This window comes from Bacillus haynesii (assembly GCF_001969855.1).
In the GTDB taxonomy this organism is placed as follows: Bacteria; Bacillota; Bacilli; order Bacillales; family Bacillaceae; genus Bacillus; species Bacillus haynesii.
The window spans coordinates 1-20983 of record NZ_MRBL01000009.1 but is presented as its reverse complement, the minus strand read 5'-3'; the positions used below and the strand labels follow the sequence as shown (position 1 = coordinate 20983).

General features: G+C 47.7%; 16 protein-coding genes, 20 tRNA genes and 1 rRNA gene. 4 read left to right on the top strand and 33 right to left on the bottom strand.

Annotated features, from left to right (window positions below):
- Nucleotides 1–15 precede the first annotated feature (15 nt).
- Nucleotides 16–177: a DUF1540 domain-containing protein gene (locus BTA31_RS09305; protein WP_076791022.1), complete on the top strand. Its 162-nt coding sequence runs from the start codon at nt 16–18 to the stop codon at nt 175–177.
- A 26-nt stretch (nt 178–203) separates the two neighbouring features.
- On the top strand, nt 204–395 hold the full coding sequence (locus BTA31_RS09300) for a hypothetical protein (protein ID WP_043925813.1): 192 nt from the start codon (nt 204–206) through the stop codon (nt 393–395).
- 161 nt (nt 396–556) lie between these two features.
- On the opposite strand, the gene menC is transcribed toward BTA31_RS09300, so the two are convergent.
- The 6 genes from menC to BTA31_RS09270 form a co-directional block, all read right to left on the bottom strand.
- A complete protein-coding gene (gene menC, locus BTA31_RS09295) occupies nt 557–1666 on the bottom strand; it encodes an o-succinylbenzoate synthase (protein WP_043925814.1) in 1110 nt (369 codons plus the stop codon).
- A gap of 12 nt (nt 1667–1678) precedes the next feature.
- Complete coding sequence (locus BTA31_RS09290) at nt 1679–3115, bottom strand: o-succinylbenzoate--CoA ligase (protein WP_076791020.1); 1437 nt, start codon at nt 3113–3115, stop codon at nt 1679–1681.
- A gap of 77 nt (nt 3116–3192) precedes the next feature.
- Nucleotides 3193–4011 carry a 1,4-dihydroxy-2-naphthoyl-CoA synthase gene (gene menB / locus BTA31_RS09285; protein WP_043925816.1) on the bottom strand — a complete coding sequence of 273 codons (819 nt, stop codon included), beginning with the start codon at nt 4009–4011 and terminating at the stop codon, nt 3193–3195.
- Nucleotides 4012–4024: 13 nt separating this feature from the next.
- The gene (gene menH / locus BTA31_RS09280; RefSeq protein WP_076791018.1) at nt 4025–4846 is read right to left on the bottom strand and encodes a 2-succinyl-6-hydroxy-2,4-cyclohexadiene-1-carboxylate synthase; all 822 of its coding nucleotides are present in this window, start codon (nt 4844–4846) and stop codon (nt 4025–4027) included.
- Nucleotides 4834–6570 (bottom strand): 2-succinyl-5-enolpyruvyl-6-hydroxy-3-cyclohexene-1-carboxylic-acid synthase, encoded by a 1737-nt coding sequence (gene menD / locus BTA31_RS09275; protein ID WP_076791016.1) that lies wholly within the window; start codon nt 6568–6570, stop codon nt 4834–4836. The genes menH and menD overlap by 13 nt, the downstream gene beginning before the upstream one ends.
- Nucleotides 6567–7991 carry an isochorismate synthase gene (locus tag BTA31_RS09270; protein WP_076791014.1) on the bottom strand — a complete coding sequence of 475 codons (1425 nt, stop codon included), beginning with the start codon at nt 7989–7991 and terminating at the stop codon, nt 6567–6569. The genes menD and BTA31_RS09270 overlap by 4 nt, the downstream gene beginning before the upstream one ends.
- Before the next feature lie 268 nt (nt 7992–8259).
- On the opposite strand from BTA31_RS09270, the gene BTA31_RS09265 reads away from it, so the two are divergent.
- Both BTA31_RS09265 and BTA31_RS09260 read left to right on the top strand, forming a co-directional pair.
- Nucleotides 8260–9192, top strand: a complete 933-nt coding sequence (locus tag BTA31_RS09265; protein WP_076791012.1) for a 1,4-dihydroxy-2-naphthoate polyprenyltransferase — start codon at nt 8260–8262, stop codon at nt 9190–9192.
- A gap of 108 nt (nt 9193–9300) precedes the next feature.
- The gene (locus BTA31_RS09260) at nt 9301–10056 is read left to right on the top strand and encodes a TraR/DksA C4-type zinc finger protein (protein ID WP_076791172.1); all 756 of its coding nucleotides are present in this window, start codon (nt 9301–9303) and stop codon (nt 10054–10056) included.
- A gap of 33 nt (nt 10057–10089) precedes the next feature.
- Here the strand turns inward: BTA31_RS09260 and BTA31_RS09255 are convergent, their stop codons facing one another.
- From BTA31_RS09255 to rrf, 27 genes are all read right to left on the bottom strand, one after another.
- Nucleotides 10090–12489 (bottom strand): glycogen/starch/alpha-glucan phosphorylase, encoded by a 2400-nt coding sequence (locus BTA31_RS09255; protein ID WP_076791009.1) that lies wholly within the window; start codon nt 12487–12489, stop codon nt 10090–10092.
- Nucleotides 12450–13931 (bottom strand): glycogen synthase GlgA, encoded by a 1482-nt coding sequence (gene glgA, locus BTA31_RS09250; RefSeq protein ID WP_076791005.1) that lies wholly within the window; start codon nt 13929–13931, stop codon nt 12450–12452. Before glgA ends, BTA31_RS09255 begins: the two co-directional genes overlap by 40 nt.
- Nucleotides 13928–14956 carry a GlgC family sugar phosphate nucleotidyltransferase gene (locus BTA31_RS09245; protein ID WP_076791003.1) on the bottom strand — a complete coding sequence of 343 codons (1029 nt, stop codon included), beginning with the start codon at nt 14954–14956 and terminating at the stop codon, nt 13928–13930. Before BTA31_RS09245 ends, glgA begins: the two co-directional genes overlap by 4 nt.
- 26 nt (nt 14957–14982) lie before the next feature.
- The gene (locus BTA31_RS09240; protein ID WP_076791001.1) at nt 14983–16122 is read right to left on the bottom strand and encodes a glucose-1-phosphate adenylyltransferase; all 1140 of its coding nucleotides are present in this window, start codon (nt 16120–16122) and stop codon (nt 14983–14985) included.
- A complete protein-coding gene (gene glgB, locus BTA31_RS09235) occupies nt 16119–18002 on the bottom strand; it encodes a 1,4-alpha-glucan branching enzyme (RefSeq protein ID WP_076790999.1) in 1884 nt (627 codons plus the stop codon). Before glgB ends, BTA31_RS09240 begins: the two co-directional genes overlap by 4 nt.
- Before the next feature lie 185 nt (nt 18003–18187).
- Nucleotides 18188–18259 (bottom strand) — tRNA-Glu (locus BTA31_RS09230).
- 12 nt (nt 18260–18271) lie between these two features.
- A tRNA-Ser gene (locus tag BTA31_RS09225) sits at nt 18272–18362 on the bottom strand.
- A gap of 1 nt (nt 18363) precedes the next feature.
- A tRNA-Asn gene (locus BTA31_RS09220) sits at nt 18364–18438 on the bottom strand.
- A gap of 6 nt (nt 18439–18444) precedes the next feature.
- A tRNA-Ile gene (locus BTA31_RS09215) sits at nt 18445–18521 on the bottom strand.
- 12 nt (nt 18522–18533) lie between these two features.
- A tRNA-Gly gene (locus BTA31_RS09210) sits at nt 18534–18607 on the bottom strand.
- An 8-nt stretch (nt 18608–18615) separates the two neighbouring features.
- Nucleotides 18616–18691, bottom strand: a tRNA-His gene (locus BTA31_RS09205).
- Nucleotides 18692–18713: 22 nt separating this feature from the next.
- Nucleotides 18714–18789 (bottom strand) — tRNA-Phe (locus BTA31_RS09200).
- Between the two features lie 11 nt (nt 18790–18800).
- Nucleotides 18801–18877: transfer RNA gene (locus tag BTA31_RS09195), tRNA-Asp, on the bottom strand.
- A 44-nt stretch (nt 18878–18921) separates the two neighbouring features.
- Nucleotides 18922–18998, bottom strand: a tRNA-Met gene (locus BTA31_RS09190).
- A gap of 24 nt (nt 18999–19022) precedes the next feature.
- Nucleotides 19023–19115, bottom strand: a tRNA-Ser gene (locus BTA31_RS09185).
- A 7-nt stretch (nt 19116–19122) separates the two neighbouring features.
- Nucleotides 19123–19199: transfer RNA gene (locus BTA31_RS09180), tRNA-Ile, on the bottom strand.
- A gap of 5 nt (nt 19200–19204) precedes the next feature.
- Nucleotides 19205–19278, bottom strand: a tRNA-Met gene (locus BTA31_RS09175).
- A gap of 25 nt (nt 19279–19303) precedes the next feature.
- Nucleotides 19304–19376, bottom strand: a tRNA-Ala gene (locus BTA31_RS09170).
- Between the two features lie 6 nt (nt 19377–19382).
- Nucleotides 19383–19459 (bottom strand) — tRNA-Pro (locus tag BTA31_RS09165).
- 8 nt (nt 19460–19467) lie between these two features.
- Nucleotides 19468–19544 (bottom strand) — tRNA-Arg (locus BTA31_RS09160).
- A gap of 11 nt (nt 19545–19555) precedes the next feature.
- Nucleotides 19556–19627, bottom strand: a tRNA-Gly gene (locus BTA31_RS09155).
- Between the two features lie 15 nt (nt 19628–19642).
- A tRNA-Leu gene (locus BTA31_RS09150) sits at nt 19643–19726 on the bottom strand.
- 6 nt (nt 19727–19732) lie between these two features.
- Nucleotides 19733–19808, bottom strand: a tRNA-Lys gene (locus BTA31_RS09145).
- An 80-nt stretch (nt 19809–19888) separates the two neighbouring features.
- Nucleotides 19889–19964: transfer RNA gene (locus BTA31_RS09140), tRNA-Thr, on the bottom strand.
- 15 nt (nt 19965–19979) lie between these two features.
- Nucleotides 19980–20055 (bottom strand) — tRNA-Val (locus tag BTA31_RS09135).
- Nucleotides 20056–20335: 280 nt separating this feature from the next.
- Nucleotides 20336–20533: a hypothetical protein gene (locus tag BTA31_RS23160; RefSeq protein WP_193427228.1), complete on the bottom strand. Its 198-nt coding sequence runs from the start codon at nt 20531–20533 to the stop codon at nt 20336–20338.
- Nucleotides 20534–20766: 233 nt separating this feature from the next.
- A 5S ribosomal RNA gene (rrf, locus tag BTA31_RS09125) occupies nt 20767–20882 on the bottom strand.
- Nucleotides 20883–20983 lie beyond the last annotated feature (101 nt).

Here is a 20983-nt window from a genome sequence, read left to right as displayed (position 1 = left end):
AGGGGGCCCAAATACATGGAGCAAAAAATACTGTGTGAAGTCAGCAACTGCACCTATTGGGAACAGGGAAACAAGTGCACAGCCGACGCCATCTATGTTGTCAGCCATGCTGAAGGTGAAAAAGCTTCTAATAGCGAAGAAACGGACTGCAAAACATTTAAACCCGAACATCATTAAAGCGAATGAATGAAGGAGGGACAGTCATGAATAAAGAGTCGCTGTTACAGGCTTTTTATCAGGAAATCCACGGGGCGGACGAAATCGCATTTCAAAAAGCCGCCTGCTCCTTCATGAACTTATGGGATTATGAATACGGCTGTCTTGACGGGCTGCCGGATCAAGCGGACCGGCTGATCGGACAGATCATACACGAAGATTTGTTTTTGGGCGATTAAAGGAAAGGGCTGTCATCAAGGCAGCTCTTTTCATATTTTTAAAAAAACCGGCTTGAAAGCCGGTCCAAACGAGAAGGGAATAATGTACAGCTTTAATATACATGAGAAGCCGCCCATTTAACAAAGCTTGAAAATCTGGAAATCAGCGTTTAAAACAGCCTTTACTGTTTGAAAACGTCTATTTTCGATGAATTCTTTCTTAAAATATGAGTATCGACTTCAAATCCCATTCCCGGTCGGCTTGGAACCTGAATAAAACCGCCTTCAATGCGTATTTCCGGTTTTACGATATCCTCTTCCCAATACCTTGAGGATGAAGAAATATCCCCGGGAATCAAAAACTGCGGAAGAGAACTCAACGCAAGATTGTTGGCTCTTGAAATGCCGGTTTCAAACATGCCGCCGCACCAGACGGGCATTTGATGTTCTTTGCAGATGTCGTGGATTTTCAGAGCTTCTGTCAAACCGCCGACTCGGGACGGCTTAATATTGATAATTTTGCAGCTGCCGAGCTCGATTGCCTTTCGGGCATCATCAGCCGAACGGATACTTTCGTCAAGGCAAATTGATGTTTTGATATGTTTTTGCAGATGGCGGTGGTCAACGATATCATCATCCGCCAGCGGCTGTTCGATCATCATTAATTTAAATGCGTCAAGCTCTTTAATCCGGCTGATATCTTTTAATTCATAAGAAGAGTTGGCATCTGCCATCAGCGGCACCTTCGGAAAATGCCCGCGTATTTCTTTTAAAAGCTCTATATCCTGCCCCGGCTGAATTTTGATTTTTATTCTTTGATATCCTTCTTTTACATATTGTTCAATTTCCTGAAGCATATCATCCAATGGGGCAAGACCGACGACGACCCCGGCAGGAACTTCTGTTTTTACTCCGCCCAGCGCCTCTCTTAAAGAGATCCCTTTTTTCCTGGCGTAAATGTCCCAAAAGGCGGCTTCAAGGCCGGCCTTTGCCATTCTGTTGCCTTTGAATCCGCGAAGCGCCTCGGGCACTTCTGAAGGGTGTGTGAATGATTCGCGCAGCACAGCCGGAATCAAAAAATCTTTTAGCATGTGGTAGCATGTCTCCGTTGTTTCTTCTGTGTACCACGGAGATGAAAAAGCGGATACTTCCCCCCAGCCTGTCACACCTTCTTGGTCAGCAGCTTCAATGATGATAAACTTGCGATCCTGAAAGGTTTCCAAGCTTGATTTAAAAGGCTTTTTCAGCCGCATGCTGAGATGGTACAATGTCAGCTGTTTGATTTGAATCATGGCGCTCTCCTTCTACAATTGATGTCTCATCAGTTTATTTGAAGCATTTCTCGGCAGCTTGCCGACAAAATGAAAGGCTTTAGGCACTTTATATGAAGCAAGCCGTTCTTTGCAAAATTCGCTCAGCTCCTCTTCAGCAACGTGGCTGTCGGCGACGAGATAGGCGTGGGGAACCTTTCCCCAAGTTTTGTCATCGACCCCTTTCACCCCCGCTTCCGCGACATTGGGGTGTGACAGAAGAACGGCCTCGACTTCAGCCGGATAGATATTTTCTCCTCCTGATATGATTAAGTCTGAACGCCTGTCCAGCACAAATAAAAATCCGTCATCGTCAAGATACCCGATATCACCGGTTTTAAACCAGCCGTCATTGAATGAAGCTTTATTTGCCGCCTCATTTTTCAAGTAGCCCTTCATAACGGTCGGCCCTTTTACGGTTATTTCGCCATGTTCTCCGGGTTGGCATTCCGTTCCGTTGTTTTCGATTTTGATGCTTGATGCAAACAGCGGTTTGCCGGCTGAACCGAGCTTTTCAATCGAGTATTCCGGGGCGAGGGTTGCAATCTGTGAGCACGTTTCAGTCATCCCGTATGACTGGACGACCGGCAGCCTCTTTCTTTTGCATTCCTCAAGGAGAGAAAGTGGTGCTGGCCCTCCGCCCAGTAACAGGCACCTTAATGATCCGGGGCAGCTGTCGACTTTTGCCGCAAGCCTCGACAGCATCGTCTGAACGACTGATGCAATTGTTACTTGATTGTCTTTGATCGAACGGAGAACTTCTTCCGCGTCAAACCTTTGATGCAAAACAACAGTCATTCCGTAAATGACCGATTTAAAAAGAGCCGATAAGCCGCTGATGTGGAAAAGCGGCAAGGCGATCAGCCAGCGGTCGTGTTCTTGGAGCCCCAAATTCAAGGCCGATGAAACCGCGCTGAAATAATGGTTGGCAAATGTCTGCATAACCCCTTTCGGTCGTCCGGTCGTTCCAGAGGTATACATAACTGTTGCCGCATCGTCCAAATGAATGCTTTCGATTTCCGTAACCGGAGGGCAAGCGGCGTTTTGAACGTCTTCAATGTCAACAGCGCGAGCGAGCTGTTCCCCTCTATGCTTTTCTATGAAAGGCTGCTCTGTAAGCAATAGCTTTGCTTCCGAGTGTTCAATTTGATATGTTCGTTCGGCCATTGACAGCTTCGTATTCAGCAAAACGATACGAACACCGAGAAGAAAGCAGGCATGGACGGCGATGACCATCTCCATCCGGTTTGTGAGAAGTACAGCTGCTGTATCCCCTTTCCTCAGACCAAAGCTCTTCAGCTGTCCGGCCATTTTTTTTGCTTCGTGAAATAATTGAATAAAAGTCAGCTTGTGATCTCCCTGAATCACAGCCATCCTGTCAGGTGTCAGATTTGCTCGCTGTTTAAGCCAATTCGGATGGTCCATCAGCATATCATCATCTCCAAAAAATGTCTTGAATGATAAAAGAAACAGCTCAGTCGCACTAAGCTGTTTCTCTCTACCGGTTTTTAAGGAAAACGCGGGAACTGTCCGAAGTCTGGACGGCGTTTTTCTTTAAACGCATCGCGGCCTTCTTTCGCTTCATCTGTTGTGTAATAAAGCAGTGTCGCATCTCCGGCAAACTGCTGGATGCCGGCAAGTCCGTCTGTGTCGGCATTAAAGGCCGCTTTAAGGAATCTGAGTGCTGTCGGGCTTTTCTCAAGCATTTCCTCACACCATTTAATCGTTTCTTCTTCAAGCTTTTCAAGCGGTACAACCGTATTGACAAGACCCATTTCCTTTGCTTCCTGAGCATTGTACTGACGGCACAGGTACCAAATTTCCCGCGCTTTTTTATGGCCGACGATACGCGCCAGATAGCCTGATCCGTATCCTGCATCGAAGCTGCCGACTTTCGGTCCTGTTTGTCCGAAAATCGCGTTGTCCGCAGCAATCGTCAAATCGCATACGATGTGGAGCACATGACCGCCGCCGATCGCATAGCCTGAAACCATCGCAACAACAGGCTTCGGAATGACGCGGATCAACCGCTGAAGATCAAGCACGTTCAGACGCGGAATCTCGTCTTCACCGACATAGCCTCCGTGTCCCCTTACTTTCTGGTCTCCTCCTGAACAGAACGCTTTATCGCCGGCACCTGCAAGGACAATAACGCCGATATTGGCATCATCCCGCGCATATGCAAACGCATCGATCAGTTCCGAAACCGTTTTTGGACGAAATGCGTTATGTACCTCAGGGCGATTGATCGTGATTTTGGCGATGCCGTTATATGTTTCATATAATACATCTTCGTATTGACGTTCGCTTTTCCATTCTACAGTCATAGATGTGTACCTCCTACTTTAAAATAAATTCACTTACTATTTTACCAAAAAAATCGGGCTCTTCCACATGAACCGCATGACCGGTATGTTCAACAATCTCAAGGCGGGCGGCTGGAATGCGCTGTGCCATGCTTTCATTGATCTCGATAAATTTCCGATCCAGGCTTCCCGCAATGAGAAGCACCGGATAATCGATTCCGCTCAGTTTGTTCCACCAGGACGGCTGTGAGCCGGTCCCCATTCCGATTAAGCTGCCACGAAGCCCGACCGGATTGTTGTTCAGACGTTCTTCGCGCACTTTTTTCCTTTTCGAAGGGTCCATTGAAAGCTGGGATGCAAACAGCGGAATGCCTTCCCAATAATCTACGAAAGACTCAATTCCTTCTTCCAGTATCCGCCTGCTGAGCCGGCTGTCCTGCTCCCTGCGGGCTTTTCTTTCTTCCGGCGAATCAAGCCCCGGGGAACTGCTTTCCAGCACAAGACCGGACACACGCTCCGGGTGAATCATCGCCAAGGATAAGGCAAGTCGGCCGCCCATTGAATAACCGATGAGGTAAGCCTGTTTCACATTTAAACGATCAAAAATCTCGATCAGATCAGCTGCCTGCTTCTCTGTTGTGTAGCGCCGGCTGTCTGCCGGCGAGTCGGTTCCGCCGTGTCCGAGCAGATTCAGCTTGATCAGACGCATTCCCTGAAAATAGCCGTCTATCCCGTCCCACGTTGCCGCGCTTCCTGTAAAGCCATGCAAAAACACCGCCGTTTTTTCCGCAGACAGGCCATTGTCTTCTATTTTATAGGAAACGCCGTCTTTCAGTGTCAATTTCAAAACGGCCACTCTTTTCTTATTTCATGCATCGCGGAATCAAGCAGCTGGCGATGCTGCTCCACACGATCATCGCGCTTCGTTTTCACCTCAATAATATCCAAGCCGCGGCGGTTGACGGAGGACAAATACGCATCGGCAAAATGGGCGGATGACTCAGGGCATATATAGCGTCCCCCATACAGCTTGGCGGCATGCTCGAATTCGAGCCCCGTCGGCGTTCCGAACAAGAGCTCGAAGTACCTTTCTTCAGCAGATTGGGGAAGAAATGAGAAAATGCCGCCGCCGTCATTGTTGACGAGAACGACAGTCAGCGGGATGTCGAGCGTTTTACTGACGAGGAGGCCGTTTAAATCGTGATAAAACGACAGATCGCCGATGACAAGGGTTACCGGTTCTTTCGTTGCGGCATATACGCCCAGCGCAGTTGAGACAACGCCGTCAATCCCGTTTGCCCCTCTATTGGCAAAAATCCGGAAAGACCGTTCCTGATTTTCAAAAAATGTATCCGCATCGCGAATCGGCATGCTGTTTCCGACAAACAGGGAGCTGTTTTCTGGAATCAAATGCTGCAGATTACGGTAGATATTTCCTTCAAAGGTAAGATCCTCAGCTTCAAGATTTCTTAAAAGAGCGCGGAAGCGGCTGTTGGCAAACCGCCACTTCTCCGGCCAGTTGCCTGATCTTTTTTTGACAGCGGAAGCCGCAAGAGCCGCGAACTCCTCTTCCGTGCAATGCAGCATATGTGCGCTGAGCTGAGTCGGATCGCGCCACCCTCCATCTGGATCAACGATGATTTGCCTGATGCTCGGATTTTGCTTTAGCAGCTGAAAAAGCGGCTTTGAAACCGGCATCGCGCCGAAGCGGATGACAAGCTCAGGCATGAGCTCGCGTTTCAGCTGTTCTTCTTTCAACAATGAATCGTATGCATCGATAATGGTTTCTTTTGAATGGCTGCCGTTTCTCAAGTTTGAGAGCGGGTCAGCCAAAATCGGATATCCCGCTGCCTGCGAAAGAGATACAATATGTGCTTTAGCATCATCATCTTGCAGCTCTCCGCAGACGATCACGCCTTTTTCCGTCTCTTTGATCAGATCACTCAGCGCTTCAAGCTCATGCCGGTCAGTACGGAAACGGCCGCTTTCAACCGTCACATGACTGCCGTTTCTCAGCCTTTGAAACGGTTCATCCTCAAGGTTCGGCATGAGCGGCTCTCTCAGCGGAAAGTTGATATGCACGGGCCCGCGCGGCGCTTTTTTGGCTTCTCCGGCTGCACGTGCAGCCAAAGACCGGATGTACGCCAGCATTTCAGGATGATTGTCAGGCAAAGCCGAGTCTGTGAAAAACTTAACAAAGTTTCCGAATAAGAATTGCTGATCAATCGCCTGAGGTGCTCCTACTTCTCTCAGTTCATGCGGCCGATCAGCCGTTAAGATCATAAGCGGTATTCTTGAATAATGAGCTTCGATCACAGCCGGGTAAAAATTCGCCGCAGCCGTTCCGGATGTACAGATCAATGCGACAGGCTTCCGTATTGCCTTTGCCATGCCCATTGCAAAAAACGCAGCCGATCTTTCATCCACATGGATATGAACATTGATGTCCGGATGACTCGCGGCCAAAATCGCAAGGGGCGTCGATCTTGATCCCGGGCAGATGACCGCTTCTGTCACGCCTGCGAGGGAAAGCTCATCAATAAAATTCCCTATATATTTTGTAATTGGATTTTCAGTCAACGGATATCGCCTCCAAGTGCAGACAGCATCGGCTTCATCTTAATTTGCGTTTCTTCGTATTCCATAAGAGGATCGGAATCAGCCACAACTCCGCAGCCGGCAAAAATTCTGGCCTCTTTTGAATCGATAAGTCCTGACCTGATCGCCACCGCGAATTCCCCATTGCCGGACATGTCGACCCAACCCGCCGGTGCCGCATACCAGCCCCTTGACAGCGGTTCTAACTCCCTGATGACCTCAATCGCTTTTTGCTGAGGTGCTCCCCCGAGCGCAGGAGTTGGATGAAGTTTCTCGATTAAATCAAAAAGCGAGGACTCCGCATTCATTTTACCGACAATCGGCGTATACAAATGCTGCACATTTTTTGTTTTGTACAGTCCCGGCTTGGCCGGCTTTTTGATATTGCTACAATTTGACAAAAGCGCCTGATGAATCATATTGACGACAATGTCGTGTTCAATGAGATTTTTTTCATCGTTTAACAGCTCAAGACCGAGCATCCGGTCTTCCTGCTCACTTTCGCCTCTCTTGATTGAACCGGCAAGGCAGGTCGACAGAACGTTCTCTCCGTCTTTTTTGACCAGACGTTCAGGAGACGCTCCCAAAAAACTTTTGCCGTTTTCTTCAATGGCGAATATATAGCTCGTTTTTTGTTCAGACATCAGATTGAATAATACTCTGTGAAGTTCGACAGGCTGATCGAACGTTAAAAGGATCTCTCTTGCGAGCACGACTTTATCGTACTTCCCGTTTTTAATGTCGTCTGTCGCCCGTCGGACCGCTTCAAGCCATTCAGGAACATCAAGTTCCTCCTTGGCGGTATAACGCGTATGACCTTTTTCGGGATAACGGGAAGCGTCCGCCTTGGTCAGCTGTGAAGCAGCGCCCTTTATTTCTTCAAGTACTTTGCGCACGTCTTCTTCAGGAGCCTTCCATCTATTGACCGTTATAAATGTTTCCTCTCCGTCCTGTGTCAGCATAGCGGAGGGAATAAAAAAAGCGCCTTCCTGGTAGCCGTTCCAATGCTGCTTGCGATCTTCCAGCGGATCAAATGAAAAACCGCCAAACAGCAATGGCCCCACCGCTGCCTGACTCCTGCTTTGATCTTCATGGAAGTGATAGGTTTTCTCTTTTAAGCGCTCCCATTTTTCATGTACAGCCTGATAACGTCCGGCATCCTTCAGATCTGTGGAAACCGAAACTTCCTTTCCTAGTCCGACAAGCGTCAGTCCGCCGTCCGGATCAGACCAGAAGAAACGTTCCCCGGCAAATTGTTCTTCCCCGTTTATGAAAAAGGAAAGAGCATCTATGCTCTCAATTTTTCTGGAATAACTTATTAAAACAGCATGGTTGACTTTTTTGACGATGTTTAATGCTTCAGGCGCTTCCCTGAGGAAAGTGCGCTGCACTGTTGTCACCATGATACATTCCTCCAAAATCCGTAAAATGCTTTTATAACCATACACCTGTGAACGGTATGTGTCAACAAAACGACACTTTATTAACAACCGCCCTTACCTATTATAAACGTAATCGGCCGATTGAAAAAGACAAGGTCATTTAATATTTTCGAAATGCGTGACGACCGCTTTTTTTCTAACAATATCCCCCATTATATTGACACCTTTTTTAACTTTTTCTAAACTTAGTATGGACGTGTACGTATTAAAACTAAAGGAGTCATACTTTATGCAGCATCAATCACTTTCAGGGAGTGTTTCTGAAATAAAGCCGGAAAAATGGCGCGTATGGTGGATGTTAACAAGACCCCATACACTGACAGCCGCCTTTGTCCCTGTAACGCTCGGGACCGTGATGTCCCTTGAATCGGGAAAAATTGATATCTGGCTGTTTTTAGCTATGCTGGCCGCATCAATATTAATTCAAATCGGAACAAACTTATTCAATGAGTATTTTGATTTTGTAAGAGGACTTGATAATGAAAACTCGGTCGGCATCGGAGGTGCTATCGTCCGCTATGGAATGAAGCCAAAGACGGTATTATATCTGGCATACGGACTGTTTGGAGTCGCCGTTTTACTCGGCGTGTACATCTGTGCTTCTTCAAGCTGGTGGCTTGCGCTGATCGGATTGGTATGCATGGCCGTCGGCTATCTTTATACAGGCGGGCCGATTCCGATCTCCTATACGCCGTTCGGTGAAATTATGTCGGGCGTTTTTATGGGAATGGTCATCATCCTGATTTCATACTATATTCAGACAGGCGGGCTGACCTGGAACGTCTTTCTGATCTCCCTTCCGATTACGATTTTAGTCGGAGGCATCAATCTTTCCAATAATATCCGCGATTTGGTCGGAGATAAAGAAAACGGAAGGAAGACGCTGCCGATTTTGGCCGGAAGAAAAAACGCCGTACAGATTTTGAGCTGGGTTTTTGCTGTTTCCTATATACTGATCGGTATATACATCGGCTTTGAGATCGTTTCTCTGTGGAGCTGCCTCGTTCTTTTAAGCCTGCCGAAACCGATTAAAGCCATCCAGGAGTTCAAGGCAAAAGAAAAGCCGGCGGAACTGATGGTCGCCATGAAATCAACGGCGCAGACGAACACCTTTTTCGGTCTTCTGCTCGCCATTGCCCTGCTCATTCAGTACATTTTTTAAAAAAGAGCCTTTACGGCTCTTTTTTTTTGCTTTTATTTACAATGAAAGTTCTGTTTGAATTCGTTCATACTAAAAACGCGAGCACTTTAAAGAAACGAGGCGATGCATGTGCTAACAAAAGAACAGTTGACAAAACTCGAAAATGAACTGAAAGCCGGAAAGGAAGAGATCGTCAGCCGCTTTAAAGAAAACGGACATTTTGGCATCGATGTAACGCACCCGTTCAACTCGACGGGCGATCTTTCGGCTTATGACAATCATCCGGGAGATGAAGGTACAGAACTGTACGAACGCGAAAAAGACCTTGCCCTTTTTGAACATGAAAGAGAGCATTTACACGATATCGAACACGCTTTGGCCAAGATCGAAAAAGGGACATACGGCCGCTGTGAAGTATGCGGAAAGGACATCCCGTATGAAAGGCTGTCCGTACTGCCAACCGCAACGACGTGCAGTGAACATTCGTCAACCGTCTCCGTTTCAAAAGACCGTCCGATTGAGGAAGAAGTGCTGAACCCGCCGTTCGGACATTTTGAACAAGACGAAGACGATGAAAACGTCGCATACGATTCAGAAGACGCTTACCAGGATGTCGAACGCTACGGCAATTCGGAAACGCCTCAGGATCTTGCCGTTCCACCGCTGTCATACAGCCAGATGTACATGGAATATGAAGAGCCGCTCGGGTATGTCGAAGATTACGAAAACTATGCCGCAACAGACATTACCGGAAAAGAAGTAACCGTCTATCCGACGAAAGAACACGAAAAATATGAAGACCTTCTTGATGAAGAAGGTATCATGACCTCTTTCGGCGATCTCCCGGCTTATGAAAAGGACCCTTATACTGAAGACGACGACTAAGCCCCTGACCAGCGGGGCTTAGCGTTTTTAAATTCAACGGTGGTACGGCTCAATTTCCCAAATGTCGTCCGCATACTCCCGGATCGTGCGGTCGCTTGAAAAATATCCGGCATGCGCGATGTTTGTGACGGCTTTTTCGGCCCAAAGACGCTTATTCAGGTAGTCTTTTTGAATCCGCTCCTGCGCTTCAATATACGAAGCGAAATCTTTTAAAACGAAGTATTCATCATTATATGCGATCAGCGAGTCATAAATCGGCTCAAATTCGCCGGCTTCTCCTTCGAAAAAACCATTGATCAGCTGATCGGCCGTCTGTCTGATCCTTGCATCATGCTGATAGTATTCCCTTGACAGATAGCCGCCTTTTTCGGCGTAGTTCAGCACTTCATCCGCCTTTAAACCGAACGTATAGATACACTCAGGTCCCACTCTCTCAAGCATTTCAATATTGGCGCCGTCATGCGTGCCGATCGTCAAAGCCCCATTAATCATGAACTTCATGTTCCCAGTTCCGGAGGCTTCTTTGCTGGCCGCAGATATTTGCTCGCTGACATCTGACGCCGGAAAAATACGCTCGGCGGTTGATACCCGGTAATTTTCCAGAAAGATGACATTGATCGATTGTCTGACATCCGGATCATGATTGATTTTGTCTGCGACTGAATGGATCAGCTTGATCACCTTTTTGGCATAATGATAAGTCGGCGATGCTTTCGCTCCGAAAATAAACGTTTGCGGATAAATGGCAAAGCCTTTGTCTTCCTTCAGCCTGTTGTACAAATACATGATATGGAGCACATTTAAAAGCTGGCGTTTATAAGCGTGGAGACGCTTGACTTGAACATCGAAGATGCTGTCAGGATTAACGGCGAAGCCGAGGCTGCCTTTCATCATGTCTGCCAAAAGCTGTTTTCGTTCCCTTTTAATGCGCTGAAACGATTCAAGAAACGCGGAATCGCGCGCAAACGGACGAAGATCCAGAAGGCTTTCCGGATCTGTCAGCCACCCGTCTCCTATCGCTTCAGTTATCAGGTTCGCAAGCGGCGGATTTGCCTTTAACAGCCACCTTCTATGTGAGATGCCATTCGTTTTATTATTGAATTTAAAAGGGAAAATGGAATAAAAATCGTTCATTTCCCGCTCTTTTAATATGGTTGAATGAATGTTGGCGACGCCGTTAACACTGTAGCTTCCGACAATCGCCAAGTGGGCCATTTTCACTTCGCCGTGGGCGATGACGGCAAGCTTTTCGATCCTTCCCCATTCACCCGGGTATTTTTCCCACAGCCAGGAGCAAAACCGCTCATTGATCTCCTCAATGATCATAAAAATTCTCGGCAGAAGCGGTTTAATTAAATCGATCCTCCATTTTTCCAGCGCTTCGGCAAGCGTCGTATGATTCGTATATGAAATCGTATGTACGGTAACATGCCACGCTTCATCCCACGTCATTTTTTCTTCATCAAGCAAAATTCTCATCAATTCCGGCACAGCCAAAGCGGGGTGGGTGTCATTGATATGGATCGCGACTTTTTGATGAAAATCATGGAGTGACGGGTGGTTTTTCTTATAGCGTTTCACAATGCTTTGCAGGCTTGCCGATACTAAAAAATACTGCTGTTTCAAACGGAGAATCTTGCCTTCGTCATGCGTGTCATCCGGATACAGACATTCAGATACAGCTTCTGTCTCACGTTTATACTTCAAAATATTCGGTTCATGATGGAGCGAGCAAGGCTCCGCATTCCACAGCCGGAGGGTGTTGACCGTCTTGGTCTCATAGCCGATGATCGGGATGTCGTGAGGCACGGCTGTCATCACTTCCGCTTCTTCCTGCCAAAAGCGGAGGCGCCCTCCTTCCTGCGCCATCTTGACCCGGCCGCCGAAACGAACACAAACAGCCTGATCGGCATTGCGGATTTCCCACACGTAACCATGTTTGAGCCATTGTTCAGGCAGTTCGACTTGATGACCGTCGACGATTTTTTGTTCGAAAAAACCATGCTTGTAGCGAATCCCCATTCCATGCCCGGGAAGGTCGAGCGAAGCCAGTGAATCCAAAAAGCACGCCGCAAGCCTGCCCAACCCCCCGTTGCCAAGGCCTGCATCCATTTCGGCCTCTTCGATGTTTTCAAGACAAATGCCAAGCTCGGAAAGACCTTCTTTGACAATCTCACGGACGCCGAGGTTGAGCAGGTTTTGGCCGAGCAGTCTGCCCAGGAGAAATTCAATCGATAAATAATAGGTCTGTTTATTTTGGTTGGAGCGGCTTCTTTCATTGGTTCCGATCCAGTTTGCGCTGATATGTTCCCTGACCATGATGCCGAGCGTCTGATACTGGTCAAGCGTTGAAGATTCCCGAAAGCTTTTTCCGCACAACCGTTCTAGACGCTTCAAAAAGCATTGTTTAAAGCTTTCTTTACACGAGAACATGGCGCTTCCCCCTTTATCTCCCGGCTGTATAACCCCTGATACTGACGGGCTGACAAAGCCCAGCTTACATCATGTGTCATCGCTTTTTGAACGATGCTGCCCCACTCTTCTTTCCGGTGATAAAAAGACAGCGCTCTTTTGACTGTATGCTTCATATCATGGGCGTTAAAATGGGCGAACGTAAAACCGTTGCCTTCACCGGTTGCTTCCTGATAAGCGGTCACCGTATCGTGAAGCCCGCCTGTTTCCCTGACAACCGGAACCGCACCGTACCTGAGGGCAATCAGCTGGCCAAGACCGCACGGCTCGAATTTTGAAGGCATCAGGAAAAGATCGCTCGCTGCATAAATCTTGCGGCTGAGCGGTTCATGAAAACCGATATACGCCTTGCACCGCTCCGGAAAAGCATGCTCCATATAGCGGAAGTAATTTTCAAATTCCGCTTCTCCGGTTCCTAAAACGATCAGCTGCATGTCTTCTTCTTCAAACAGTTCATGCAATACCCGCTTGATCAAATCGATGCCTTTTTGCTTCGTCAGCCTTGTCACCATGCTGATGAGCGGAATGTCTTCATTCACCGGCAGACCGAATGTCTTCTGGATCACGGCTTTATTTTTCCGTTTTCCGTCCCGGTTGACGGCATCGTAATGATAATCGATGTGAGGGTCGTTTAAAGGGTCGTACAGCACATCGTCAATCCCGTTTAAAATGCCGGTCAGCACATCCTTCTTGTCTGACAGAACCCCTTCAAGCCGCTCGCCGTAGTATGGAGTCAAAATTTCATCGCGGTACGTCGGACTGACCGTTGTCACCCGGTCAGCAGCAATAATGCCGCCTTTCATATAATTGATGTCCCCATAAAACTCGAGCTTTTCGGTCGTGAAATGGGAAATGTCGAGGCCGAGCAGATCATGGACTGCTTCCTTTGGAAAAACTCCTTGAAATTGAAGGTTATGAATTGTAAATACGCTTTTCATACACTGATAGAACGGCTTTTTTCGATATTCTTCTTTTAATAAATAATTGACCATCCCTGCGTGCCAATCGTGGGTATGGATGACATCAGTTTCAAAATTCAGCGCGTATAGTGCTTCCAAAACGGCCCGCGAGAAAAAAGCAAATCGCTCTCCATCATCATAATGGCCGTAGAGGGAATCCCGATTAAAATAATACTCATGATCAAGAAAATAATAAGAAACTCCGTCATATTCAAGGTGTTCAATGCCGCAAAACTGCCTGCGCCACCCGACGCGAACCTCGCATTCAGCCTTTTTAACCATCCTTCTTCGGAAATCTTCCGCAATCAAGCTGTATTTCGGCATCATGACAGCCGTTTCTATTCCTAAAAGGGCGAGCTCTTTCGGGAGCGCCCCTGCGACATCGGCGAGCCCGCCTGATTTAACAAACGGCACACATTCAGAGACAGCAAATAAGACTTTCAAGAGTTCATCAGCGCTCCTTGTACGGCTCCTTTTTTTAATATGAAAGGGAGACTCATTGTGCCGGACATTTCGATATGATGCCCGATTTTAACATCTTTGTCGCAAATGACGTGCTCCAGCCGGCAGTTTTCCCCGATCCTTGTTTTTTGCATGACAACGCTGTTTTTGATGATCGTTCCTTTTCCTACGTGGACTCCTCTGAACAAGACCGAATTCTCAACCTCACCTTCGATTACGCAGCCGTTAGCGATAATCGATTGCTTTACCCTGCTGTTTTTAGCGTATTTTACAGGAGGATCGTTTTTTATTTTTGTGTAGACAGGCTGGCCCATATGAAAGATTTGCTCCCGAAACACAGGCTGAATGAGGTTCAAACTATGAAAGAGGTAGCTTTCGGGGGAGTCGATCACGGCGGTATACCCCGAATGCTCATAGCTGTTGACGGATAGCGAATCACGCTCTTTCCGGCAGACTTCCTCAAAAGATTGCGCTCCTTCGGCGCCATGCCCTTCAATCATCTCCCTCAACAGACTTTTCTTAGTGACATACATGCCTAAAGGCTTTCCGTCTTGACAAATTTCAGTCAAAGCACATCCGGATTCAAGGTGTTGCTTAAGCACTTCTTGAAAAGGAATGTGACCAACCGTATAGCTGTTTGCGACAGCTGCATATTGCTGAGTGCTTCTTTGAAAATAATCGAGATGCTCGGCAAATTGCCGAAACGATCCAAGCCCAACGTGCTCCTCATGGGGAAGTGAAGATGGAAGAAAGAAAAGACCGTCCCTTTTCCTGTTTAAATCCCACTCTTTTCCCGACCCTAAATGATCCATCAAGGAACGGTACGGGGATTTGGAAAATACAGCGACACTCCGAATGCCTGCATGAATCATGCCTGACAACGCAAAATCGATCAGCCGGTACCTTCCTGCAAACGGAACGGCTCCGATCGAACGGCATGCCGTTAAATCCTGAAGAGAGTGCTGGTTTACAGCTGCATCAATAATTCCCAACATTTGATTATTCATTGGCACCATCCGCCTCTCCGTGTTGTTTAAACAACCTTATGTTTTTTGACATATTCCTCTGTGATCAGCAGGACTTCGCTATCTTCCGCCTTCGCGCGAAAACCATCCGGAATTCGAATTCCTGCCGATACAATGGCATTTTCGATCTCAACATGCTCTCCAATTGAAACGTCATGCATCACGACTGAACGATTGATGGAGGAATGTCTGCCGATTGCAACGCGCTGAAATATAACCGAACGGGTGACCGACCCATATACGGTGCACCCTTCGCTGATGAGCGATTCTTTGATTTCCGCCTGATCGGCAACAAACTGCGGCGGGAGGTTCGGGGCGACGGAATAAATCCGCCAGTTCCGTTCAAACAGATCAAGCGGAGGATGATCTCCAAGCAGATCCATATTGGCTTCCCATAAACTTCTGACCGTACCTACATCCTTCCAGTACCCTTTAAACGGATAAGCGTTCAGCTGCTTTTTTTCTTCGAGAAGAGCCGGTATGATATCTTTACCGAAATCGTGGCTTGAGCCGGATTTTTTTGCATCGCGTTCCAACGCCTCTTCTAGCACGCGCCATTTAAAAACGTAGACACCCATCGATGCCAAGTTGCTCTTCGGGTATTTTGGCTTTTCCTCAAAGCTTGTAATCTCCATCTTGTCATTGGTATGAAGGATGCCGAAACGGCCCGCTTCTGCCCAGCTGACTTCGATGACGGCAATGGTGGCGTCAGCCTGTTTCTCCGCGTGGTATTCGAGCATTTTTCCGTAATCCATTTTGTAGATATGATCTCCTGATAGGATGAGTACATGTTCAGGCTGAAGCTCTTTTAAAAAATGGCGGTTTTCATAAATCGCACTTGCCGTCCCTTTGTACCACTTCACTTCCGACGCTTCAGCATAAGGGGACAAAATGGAGACCCCGCCGTCATTGCGGTCAAGATCCCATGGTTCGCCGATGCCGATATATGAGTTTAATAAAAGCGGCTGGTATTGAGTCAGCACACCGACATGATGAATTCCCGAGTTGGTGCAGTTGCTGAGGGCAAAATCGATGATTCTGTACTTGCCGCCAAATGGAACGGCAGGTTTTGCGAGGTTTTTGGTTAAGGCATTCAGCCTGCTTCCCTTGCCGCCTGCCAAAAGCATGGCCACACATTGTTCTTTCATCCCTTTTTCGCTCCTCTCTTTTTGACTGCTCTGAAAACCGCAGCTCCCAGCGGAGGGACTGTCAAGCTGATGCTGTATGGTTTGCCGTGCAGAACGCCTTCTTTTGCTTGAAGGCGTTTTGGGTTGATTTGATGTGAACCTCCGTATTTTGCATCATCGCTGTTAAGCACTTCGATATATTCGGTTTGAAAAGGGACGCCGACCCGATATTCGTGATAAACGGAAGGCGTAAAATTGCAAACGATGATCAGCGCTTCACCAGGCTGCTTTCCATAGCGGATAAACGATACAATCGACTGTTCCGCATTGTTGACGTCAATCCACTCGAATCCTTGCTGCCGATGGTCATTTTCATACAGGATACGGCTTTTTTTGTAGAGGTGAAGAGCCTCCTTTGTAAACACACGGGCTTTGCGGTGCATGTCGAAATCGTCCAAAAACCAATCGAGCTCTTCTTCGTCTTTCCATTCATCAAATTGAGCAAACTCACCGCCCATAAAGAGAAGTTTTTTTCCCGGGTGTAGCGTAAAATAACTGATCAGCAGGCGGTACTGGGCGAACTTCTGCCAATAATCGCCGGGCATCTTATGAAGCAGAGACTTTTTGCCGTACACCACTTCATCGTGGGAAAACGGCAGGATGTAATTTTCTGAGTAGGCATACATTAAGGAGAATGAAACAAGATGATGCAGGTGTTTTCTTTGTTCTGGGGAAGCTTCCATATAGGTTAATACATCGTTCATCCAACCCATATTCCACTTATAATTAAACCCGAGACCGCCTTCATAGGTCGGATGCGTCACAAGCGGCCAATCTGTGGAGTCCTCTGCAATCATCAAAAAGTGGGGATCTCTTGCAAAAACCTGTTCATTTAACGTTTGAATAAATTCGATCGCAAAGCCGTTCGCTTCAGGCTGAGGACGGTTTGGCCAATACAGGAGGTTTGCAACTGCATCGACTCGAAATCCATCTATATGATACATCTCGATCCAATACAACGCATTCGATATTAAAAAACTGTGAACTTCTCGTTTCCCGAGGTCAAAATTGGCGGTCCCCCATTCCCAATTTTCCCTGTCATGCTCGTGCGTATATTCATACAGAGGCATACCGTCAAACAAATACAACCCGTGGTCATCTTTGCAGAAATGGCCGGGAACCCAATCCATAATGACGCCGATCTCATGCTGATGGCACTGGTCGATGAAATACATCAAGTCATGCGGTTCGCCATATCTGCTCGTCGGACTGTAGTACCCCGTTGTCTGGTAGCCCCATGAACGGTCAAACGGGTGCTCTGTCAACGGCATCAGCTCGATATGTGTGAATCCGTGTTCTTTGACGTAAGGAATGACCGTTTCGCTCAGTTCCCGGTATGTGAAGAAACGCCCATCCGCTTTCTTTTTCCACGATCCGACATGAAGCTCGTAGATGGAAACAGGTTTTTCATACACGGCTTTTTGTTTCTTTTTCTTTTGCCACTTCCGGTCGCCCCATGGGTATCCGGCCAATTGATATGTGATCGATGCGGTTTTCGGCCTGACTTCAGAAAAAAAAGCATAAGGATCGGCCTTCAATTTGGTTTCATTTGCGGCTGTGACAATTTCATATTTATACAGCTCCCCTTCTCCGATACCGGGGATAAACAGTTCCCATATGCCTTCCTGATGACGCTTTTCCATTTGATGCAGGGCACCGGACCAGCCGTTAAACGTTCCGGCGATTCGAACTTCCTTCGCATGCGGGGCCCAAACACAGAACCGGAAACCTTGGCGGCCGTCCTGTTCCGTCTGATGAGCGCCGAAAAATCTGTAGCTTTCATAAAGCCGACCTTCATGAAAGAGATGCGCTTGAATATCCGAGGCACTCACACAAGCCATTGATTTCATCCTTTCTGCCACTATATTTAAAGATTACTCTTTTATTCGGATAATATGGCTTGATCCCTTTAATGAAAGCGCTTCTTTTTATTGACAAAGTTCAACAATTTGTTTTGCACATTGACTGAAGTCATAAATGGCATACAAAAAAACTCCGCATCGTAATGATGCAGAGTTTAACTTGATGACCCGTACGGGATTCGAACCCGTGTTACCGCCGTGAAAGGGCGGTGTCTTAACCACTTGACCAACGGGCCTTATTGAAAAAATGGCGGAGAAGGAGGGATTTGAACCCTCGCGCCGCTTACGCGACCTACACCCTTAGCAGGGGCGCCTCTTCAGCCACTTGAGTACTTCTCCATGGCTCCGCAGGCAGGATTCGAACCTGCGACCGATCGGTTAACAGCCGATAGCTCTACCACTGAGCTACTGCGGAATATCATGGTGGGCCTGAATGGACTCGAACCATCGACCTCACGCTTATCAGGCGTGCGCTCTAACCAGCTGAGCTACAGGCCCATGATATGCAAATGGAGCGGGTGATGGGAATCGAACCCACGACATCAGCTTGGAAGGCTGAGGTTTTACCACTAAACTACACCCGCATTTCGCATGGGGCGGTTGATGGGAATCGAACCCACGAATGCCAGAGCCACAATCTGGTGCGTTAACCACTTCGCCACAACCGCCGCAATATATAGAATTGTAAAATGGTGGCTCGGGACGGAATCGAACCGCCGACACACGGATTTTCAGTCCGTTGCTCTACCAACTGAGCTACCGAGCCTTTATTTAAAATGGCGGTCCGGACGGGACTCGAACCCGCGACCTCCTGCGTGACAGGCAGGCATTCTAACCAACTGAACTACCGGACCAATTTTGCTGCACCCTTCGGGCACTCCTCATTTAATAAGTAAATTGGTTGCGGGGGCAGGATTTGAACCTGCGACCTTCGGGTTATGAGCCCGACGAGCTACCGAACTGCTCCACCCCGCGATGATCAAAATAATGAAAGATATATGGCGGAGGAAGAGGGATTCGAACCCCCGCGGGCTTTGACACCCCTGTCGGTTTTCAAGACCGATCCCTTCAGCCAGACTTGGGTATTCCTCCGTAACAATGGTGGACCTTGTAGGACTCGAACCTACGACCGGACGGTTATGAGCCGTCTGCTCTAACCAACTGAGCTAAAGGTCCTTTAATAGCGGCGGAGGGGATCGAACCCCCGACCTCACGGGTATGAACCGTACGCTCTAGCCAGCTGAGCTACACCGCCATGGTGAATATTAAAGATAACAAAGTGGAGCCTAGCGGGATCGAACCGCTGACCTCCTGCGTGCAAAGCAGGCGCTCTCCCAGCTGAGCTAAGGCCCCGAATAATGGTCGGGAAGACAGGATTCGAACCTGCGACCCCATGGTCCCAAACCATGTGCTCTACCAAGCTGAGCTACTTCCCGTTATATAATGGCGCGCCCGAGAGGAGTCGAACCCCTAACCTTTTGATCCGTAGTCAAACGCTCTATCCAATTGAGCTACGGGCGCTTAGATGATTAAGCGGAAGACGGGATTCGAACCCGCGACCCCCACCTTGGCAAGGTGGTGTTCTACCACTGAACTACTTCCGCAAAATAGATTGGCAATGCGGATGAAGGGACTTGAACCCCCACGTCTTTAAAGACACTAGAGCCTGATTCTAGCGCGTCTGCCAATTCCGCCACATCCGCATGAAATGGTGAGCCATGAAGGACTCGAACCTTCGACCCTCTGATTAAAAGTCAGATGCTCTACCAACTGAGCTAATGGCTCCAATACTGTAATGAAATCTGAAGACTTTTCTAAAGCTATCTGTCTTTTTTCAGCAACTTTTATATTATATCATAAAATCATGGTGCCGGCAAGAGGACTTGAACCCCCAACCTACTGATTACGATTCAGTTGCTCTACCAATTGAGCTACACCGGCCCATTCCAATATGAATGGTGGAGGATGACGGGATCGAACCGCCGACCCTCTGCTTGTAAGGCAGATGCTCTCCCAGCTGAGCTAATCCTCCTCGTCAGTTATTGGAGTAACTCTCGATCTGACAAGGACTATTATATACGGGAATACACCCATTTGTAAAGGCTATATTAAAAAAATTTTATTTTCAGTTTATTCTATCATGACAGATGAATGTGCACACGACGTTCCGCTCAATCCGCATGATGGCATCAAAAGCTTCAGTGCAACATTTATCCCTATTTACAGCTAATAATAGGTTCTCCAGACGCTCCATGAATTCCTGTCTTTTCTCCATGGCAAATTTGTATTCGAATTGATTTTTCAAAACAGTTTTAAGTCCGTTTCGAACAATAAGCAATATATTTCGCTTCTCGGCTCTTTCTATCCCGCCCCTTAATATGAAGCGGCGTGTTTTGAAAATGAACGTCGTGCGGCTCAAAATATGTGCATTTATTTGTCAATCCTCCCACTCCCCCAATCCCTTGAAATCCATTTGCCGGAACATCCATAATGCGCTCCTCTATTTGCATTCGTTTTACTCCCTAACTTCACTGATTTTACAGCTTATTGGCTCCATATCCCACTTTGGAACTCGCACCTGAACCGCCAGACCGCAAGCCTGAGAAGGTGAAGATCGCCTGCCTATTCGTATCACCGTTTCGCGGGGCCTGAAGGATTGAAATCGTCTATACACCGCCCTCCCGATATAAACAATTGAACAGCAGCAAAAAAGACCAGCTGATATCAGCTGGTCTTTCTAAGTGCTTGGCGGCGTCCTACTCTCACAGGGGGAAGCCCCCAACTACCATCGGCGCTGAAGAGCTTAACTTCCGTGTTCGGCATGGGAACGGGTGTGACCTCTTCGCTATCGCCACCAAACTATGCCTTCAGGACGAAGGTACTGGGCGTTCCTCACAGGATGTGTGAGGGCCTTTAGCCGAGTTTCCTTGCCTTTGGCTTTTTGAGAGGTGTTCTCTCAA